Origin of the sequence: Cryobacterium sp. TMT4-10 (genome assembly GCF_004403275.1) — a bacterium.
Classification (GTDB): domain Bacteria; phylum Actinomycetota; class Actinomycetes; order Actinomycetales; family Microbacteriaceae; genus Cryobacterium; species Cryobacterium shii.
In genome coordinates this window covers 1-6,493 of sequence record NZ_SOGU01000074.1, presented here as the reverse complement: position 1 = coordinate 6,493, position 6,493 = coordinate 1, and the positions used below count along the sequence as shown (strand labels likewise).

The 6,493-nt window shown below is 71.2% G+C and carries 4 protein-coding genes; all 4 read left to right on the top strand.

Features of this window, described 5'->3' with window-relative positions; all coding sequences use genetic code 11:
* On the top strand, window positions 1-1,074 hold a 1,074-nt coding region (locus E3T42_RS16760; protein WP_166805327.1), incomplete at its 5' end, for an acyltransferase.
* 53 nt (window positions 1,075-1,127) lie between these two features.
* Window positions 1,128-2,060, top strand: a complete 933-nt coding sequence (locus E3T42_RS16755; protein WP_160140985.1) for a DarT ssDNA thymidine ADP-ribosyltransferase family protein — start codon at window positions 1,128-1,130, stop codon at window positions 2,058-2,060.
* A gap of 109 nt (window positions 2,061-2,169) precedes the next feature.
* On the top strand, window positions 2,170-2,532 hold the full coding sequence (locus E3T42_RS10215; RefSeq protein ID WP_134365060.1) for a hypothetical protein: 363 nt from the start codon (window positions 2,170-2,172) through the stop codon (window positions 2,530-2,532).
* Between the two features lie 180 nt (window positions 2,533-2,712).
* Window positions 2,713-6,417, top strand: coding sequence for a TM0106 family RecB-like putative nuclease (locus tag E3T42_RS10210; protein WP_134365087.1), 3,705 nt, complete (start codon window positions 2,713-2,715; stop codon window positions 6,415-6,417).
* Window positions 6,418-6,493 lie beyond the last annotated feature (76 nt).

Sequence of the window (6,493 nt, the reverse complement as noted above, 5' to 3'; positions counted from 1 at the left end):
GGGTTCGCCGGCCATCGGGCGTGGACCGCGGCGGCCGCCGCCGGGCTGACCCCGGCCGAATTCATCCGCGGCCGCATCCTGAGGCTGGCCCGGCCCGCGGCCCCGCTGTTCCTGGCCCTCACGAGCGGCATCCTGGTGCTGCAGTGGAGCGGGGTGGACCGGGCATCCGTCCTGCTGATCGGCGCCGGGGTGACGTCGGCGCTCTGGTTCCTCGCCGCCTACGCGTTCAGCCAGGCCTTCCTGCCGGGGATGGTGGAACTGCACGCCCGCGCCCGAGTGCTGACGCTGCTGGTGCTGCTCGGCTGCGCGATCGTGGTCGAGGCGGGGCGACTGTCTTCCGGGTTGGCGGTGATCGGCATCTTCAACATGATCTTCATCTGGCTGTTCCTGCAGCAACTGGGCTTCTGGGTGGCCGACGGATGGTTCGCCCGGCGCGGCCGGGCGGCGCTGCTGCTGCTCGCAGCCGACAGCTTCCTGCTCCTGTGGGGGATGGTCCAGACGGGCCTCTCCCGGGTGAACATTCTCGAGGACCTCAACCCGCCGAGCCTGGCCCTGACCGTGCTGGGCGTTGGCCAGTTCGCGCTGCTGGCGCTCGCCCGCCCGGTGCTGCACCGGATCGCGGCGCTCGCGCCCGTGCGGGTGCTGGTTGGGGCGATCGGTGCCCGCCTGATCACGATCTACCTCTGGCACGTGCCGGTGATCGCCCTGCTGGTCGGGCTGACGCTCCTGACCCCGTGGGGCGGTCCGGCGCCGGAAACGCCCCTGTGGTGGTGGACCAGACCGGCGTATTTCGCCGCGACGGTGGCGGCCCTGTTCCTGCTGTCGGCCCTGCTCGGCCGACTGGAATGGCCGGTCCTGCGGCGGATCGGCGATCGGGCCGCGGCCGACTGGGCGGTCTCGGTCTCCACCCTGCTGATCGTGCTGGCGCCGTTCTGCCTGATGGTGTTCGGGCTGAATGTGTGGGTCGCGGCGACCGGAACGCTGGCGCTCGCCGCATCCGTCGGTCTGCAGAGAATGCGCCGAACGGTCACCATCCGGGCCGAAATGACCGTACCGTTGATACGTGGTCTTTGAGCATCGGACTTGAAGAGTGTGGGGGCCACGCACACGAAAGGTTTTCACTAGTTTTGAGCGACGAATGTATCCACGGACTCGAGGGTGGATTGTGTGCCCTGTGCTTCCCGAAAGCAGCCCCCGAGATCGTGCCGGCCGTTCCCGCGGTTCGCGCCAGCCGGGCCAAGTCCGCTAAGGCTCCTTCGCTGCGCAGCTCGCCGTCGCCGCGAACCGTGACCCTCGGCGGCACGAAGACCGTGCCGGTGGCCAAGGCGGCCGGAACCGTCAAGGCCTCACCGGTGCGGGTCTCCGGCGCGGCGAAGACGGCCGTCGACAACGTGGGGGAGCAGCGGATCTACCACGTCACCCACATCCGTAACCTCGCCGGAATCCTCGGCAGCGGGCGCCTGCTCGCCGACGCCAGCGACGCCTGGGAGACCCGGCCCGCCGTGGACCTCTCCTCCGTGCTCACCCGCGCGGCACGCCGCGCCGCGGTCGTCACGGAGGCGGACGACACCCGGGTCGCCGCGTACGTACCGTTCTTCCTGTCGCCGAACGCGTACCTCTGGGACGGCATCCTCACCGGTGCCACCGACCCCCGCCTCTCGGGCCAGGCCCACGACGCTGAGATCTTCGATTTCGTGATCCTGGTCAGCACGGTCAAGAAGCTCCGTGACGACCTCGCCACCGCCGACGAGCCTGCCGCGGCGGCCGTCGTCGTCACCGACGCGGACGCCGCCGGGCCGCTGACCAGCTTCAGTGCCGCGCCGGAGAGCGCGGACCGGCTGCTGCGCCGGCTGCGCGCCGACCAGGAATCGGGCGCGATCCGCGCGGCGGAGCTGCTCGTCAGCGAGCAGTTCCCGTTCCAGCTGGTCACGCTGATCGGCGTCGCCAACGACAAGGTGCGCGACGCGGTGCGGGGCATCCTCGCCGCCGGGGCGCACAAGCCCAAGGTGGCCGTGTACCCGCCGTGGTTCCACGCGGCCGATGAGTCCGACGCGCAGTAGCGCGCCGCACCGCCTGTTCGGGCCCGACGACCGCCTGTTGGCGGCCGCCGGGCCTCGGGCTGTTCCCTGGGGGGTTGAATACCCAGCGGGGTGGGGAGACAGTGATTGCATGCGACGAATCTCCTACAGCGGGGCGTCCTTCCTCACCGCGGACGCCATCGCAGACGCACTCTTCCAACTCGTCACCGCCCTGGGTATCAGTCAGACGACCGAGTCACTGAACCTGCCCGCGATCAATGTCGCCGGGAAGCCGATCATGGTGAAACTGATCGTGGGGCCGATGAGTGAGTTGATCAGCGTTCCCGAGGATTCCCTCTGGGACGAGCCGAACATCACCGAGGTGATCGCAGTCCTCCGCGACCGGGTTCTCGCTCTCCAGCAACCCAAACCCTCGCCCGCGTACGCGGAGATCGCGACGACCGATTTCGACAGCAGCGACTTCAACAGCAGTGACACCGGCCGCACCTCCTGACCGGGTTCTGACCCGTGATGAAAGCGGCCCCGCCCGCGGTGGCGCGCTGCTGCCCGTCGGAGCGCTTTCACCGGGGATGTCAGACCCTCCCGATACGCTCGTCACGGGTGGACCGAGAGGGGAACGATGTTTCTGCTGGAGCGCGACGAGGTGCCGGGCACGCCGGTGAGCAGTGCGACCATGAGCGGCACGCGTCCCGCCCAGACGGTGGTGACGAGCGCGAGCGACCTCGCTGCCGCCTCGAAGTGCGAGTTCGCCTTTCTGCGCAAACTCGACGCGAAACTCGGCCGCGCCGCCGCCGTGCCGGAGAAGGCCGACGCCATGCTCGAGCGCACCGCGCGGCTCGGCGACGAGCACGAAGCCCGAGTGCTCGAGCGTTACCGAATGGCCGGGGGCGTGGTCGAAATCACCCGCCCCGAACGGATGTCGCGCGCCAGCATCGAGATCGTCGTCGCCGACACCGTGCGCGCCTTCGCAGCCGGCGCCGACACCGTCTTCCAGGCCACCTTCTTCGACGAGACCGCCCCCGGCGTGGCCTTCATCGGCTTCGCGGACTTCATCGTGCGCCGCCCGGACGGCAGCTACCTCGTCCAGGACACCAAACTCGCCCGCAGCGCCCGGGTCACGGCGCTGCTCCAGCTGGCGGCCTACGCCGAGCAGCTCGACCGCATCGGGGTGCGCACGGCCGAGACCGTGCAGCTGCTGCTCGGCGACGGAACCGTGAGCGAGCACCGGCTCGCCGACATCCGCCCGGTGTATCGCAAGCGCCGGGAACGACTGCTGCGCATCATCGGCGAGCGGGTCGCGGAGACGGCCCCGATCCTGTGGGGCGATGCGCGGTACACGGTCTGCGGGCGCTGCGGCACCTGTGACGCCGAGGTGCAGGCGCGGCGCGATGTGCTGCTCGTGGCCGGTTTGCGCGTCTCGCAGCGCGCGCGCCTGGCTGAGGCGGGGATCTTCACGATTGACCAGCTCGCGGCATCCGTTGACCCGGTCGCCGGCGCCGCCGGGCTGCCCGCTGTCGTGGTCGACGGGATCGGGGAGAGCACACTTGGCGGGCTCCGCACGCAGGCCCGGCTGCAGGTGCGGGCCGTGGCCGACGAGCCGCCGCCGGTCGAGCTCTGCAACCCGGCCGCGCTGGCCGTGCTGCCCGCGCCCGACGCGGGCGATATCTTCTTTGATTTCGAGGGTGATCCGCTCTACACCGAGGGGGCCGCGGAGAGCTGGGGCCTCGACTACCTGTTCGGCCTGGTGGAGGTCGACGGCACGTTCCGCGCGTTCTGGGCCCACACCTGGGCGGAGGAACGCCAGGCGCTGCGCGACTTCCTCGACTATCTGGGCGCCCGCCGGGCCCGCTACCCCAACCTGCACGTCTACCACTACGCCCCCTACGAACGCACGCACCTGCTGAGCATCGCCGCCCGGCACGGCGTCGGCGAAGACGAGGTCGACGCTCTGCTGCAGCAGAACGTGCTCGTCGACCTCTTCCCGCTGGTGAAGAAGGCGATGCGGGTCGGGTCGCGGTCCTACTCGATCAAGAAGCTCGAACCGCTCTACATGGGCGCCGACCTGCGGGTGGGCGAGGTGACGAACGCGGCCGATTCGATCACCGAATACGCCGCGGCGCGCGACCTCGACCTGCTCGGCCAGGTCGACGAGGGCGAACGGATGCTGCGCTCCATCGCCGACTACAACCGGTACGACTGCGTGTCGACGTTGCGCCTGCGGGACTGGCTGCTCGCGCGTGCGGCCGAGCGGGGCATCCCGGTCGGCGCCGTCGCCCCGGAGAAAACCGTCGGGGAGCTGGAGCCGTCCCCGCTCCGCGGCGAGCTGCTCGCCGTGGCCGGGGAAGCGCTCGACCCGCACCGTAGCGCCGACCGGACGGCGGCCGCGTTCGCCGCCGCCGCACTCGACTATCACCGGCGCGAGCAGAAGAGCTTCTGGTGGGGCCACTACGCCCGCCTCGCGCAGCCGATCGAGGCGTGGGAAGACACCCGGGATGTGCTGCGGGTCGAGCGCGCCCGGGTCGAACGGGACTGGTACCGGGAGGGCCGGCAGCGCACCGACCGCCGGGAACTGCGCCTCTGGGGGCGCCTCGCGCCGGGCAGCAGCATCAAGCCCGGCGACCAGGCCGGACCGTTCCTGCTCTACGAATACCCCGGCCCCTTCCTCGACCCCCGTCTCGAGCCCGGGTCCCGCACCGCCCGCACGGTGACCGTGCTCGAGGTGGCCGACGACGACAGCATCCTCGTGCGGGAGACCGTGCCGAAGGACACCGAGCCGTGGTCTCAGAAGCCGAGCGCCCTGGCTCCGGCGGCGCCGCCGGCCGCCGGCCAGCAGAAGCCGGCGATCGAGGAGTGGGCGCAGAACATCGTCGACGCCCGACCGGGCTGGCCCGAGGAGCCGATGGTGGACATTCTGCGGCGAGTTCCGCCGCGCACTCGCTCGGGCCTGCTGGCGCCGGTCGCCGCAGCCGCCGGTGTGGCCGCCGGTGTGGCCGCCGGTGTGGCCTCGGGTGTGACCGCAGGCGCGACCGCTGGCGTCACTCCGGGCGTGACGGCCGGCCGCGAACGGATCGACGCCGTGACCGCAAGCCTGCTCGATCTCGACTCCTCCTACCTGGCCGTGCAGGGCCCGCCCGGAACCGGCAAGTCCTACCTGGGCGCGCATGTGATCACCACCCTCGTGCGCCGCCACGGCTGGAAGATCGGGGTGGTGGCTCAATCGCACGCCGTGGTCGAGACTCTCCTCGCCGCGATCGTGAAGGCCGGGCTCGACCCGGCCCTGGTCGGCAAGGTGCCCAGGGCCGGCAGCGTGCCCTCCTCCGCGGATTCAGATTCCGATTCCGATGCGGATGCCCCGGCCCGGTTCACCGAACTGGCGAAAGACGGGCAACTCATGTTCGCCCTCGACCACGCCGCCACGGGATTCGTGGTCGGCGGCACCGCCTGGGACTTCAGCAACCCCGCCCGGGTTCCCCGGCAGAGCCTCGACCTCCTGGTCGTCGACGAGGCCGGCCAGTTCTCCCTCGCGTCGACCATCGCCGCGAGCGTCGGAGCGCGCAACCTGCTGCTCCTCGGCGACCCGCAGCAGCTGCCGCAGGTGAGCCAGGGCACGCATCCGGAGCCGATCGACCAGTCCGCGCTCGGCTGGGTCAGTGCCGGCCACGACGTGCTGCCGGCCGGACTCGGCTACTTCCTCGCGGAGAGCCGCCGCATGCATCCGGCCGTCACCGAACCGGTGTCGAGGTTGTCCTACGAGGGGGAGCTGCGTTCGCATCCGGATGCCGCGACTCGGCTGCTCGAGGGCGTGGCGCCCGGCCTGCACGTCGTGCCCGTCACGCATGTCGGCAACTCCGTGCAGTCGCCCGAGGAGGCCGCCGTCGTGGTGTCGCTGGTGCGCTCCTTGCTGGTGAGTTCGGTGCCTGAAAGTTCGGTGCTTGTGAGTCCGGGGCTCGGCCGCCGGTGGACGGACCCCACCGAGGGGCGCCGCGAGGACCCGCTGACCGAGGCGGACGTGATCGTCGTCACCCCCTACAACGCGCAACTGAACACCGTGCGGGAGGCCCTGGCCGCGGCCGGGTTCCCGCGGGTGCGAGTCGGCACGGTCGACAAGTTCCAGGGCCAGGAGGCGGCGATCGCGATCGTGACGTTGGCGGCATCCTCTGCCGAAGACGTTCCCCGCGGGCTCTCCTTCCTGATCATGAAGAACCGCCTGAACGTGGCGATCTCCCGGGCGAAATGGGCGGCTTACCTCGTGCACTCGCCGGCGCTCACCGAGTTCCTGCCGGTCACGCCCGCCGCGGTCGCCGAGCTCAGCGCGTTCATCACCCTCGTCGAGTCGGCAGACGCGGTCCCGGTCCCCATCCCGCCGAGTATGCCGTAACCGGCGGGCCCGCGCCGGCGGGCGGCCCCGAGCTGGGGCGCCCCAGCCGCCGGCGGGCCCGAGCTGCCCCGCTGCG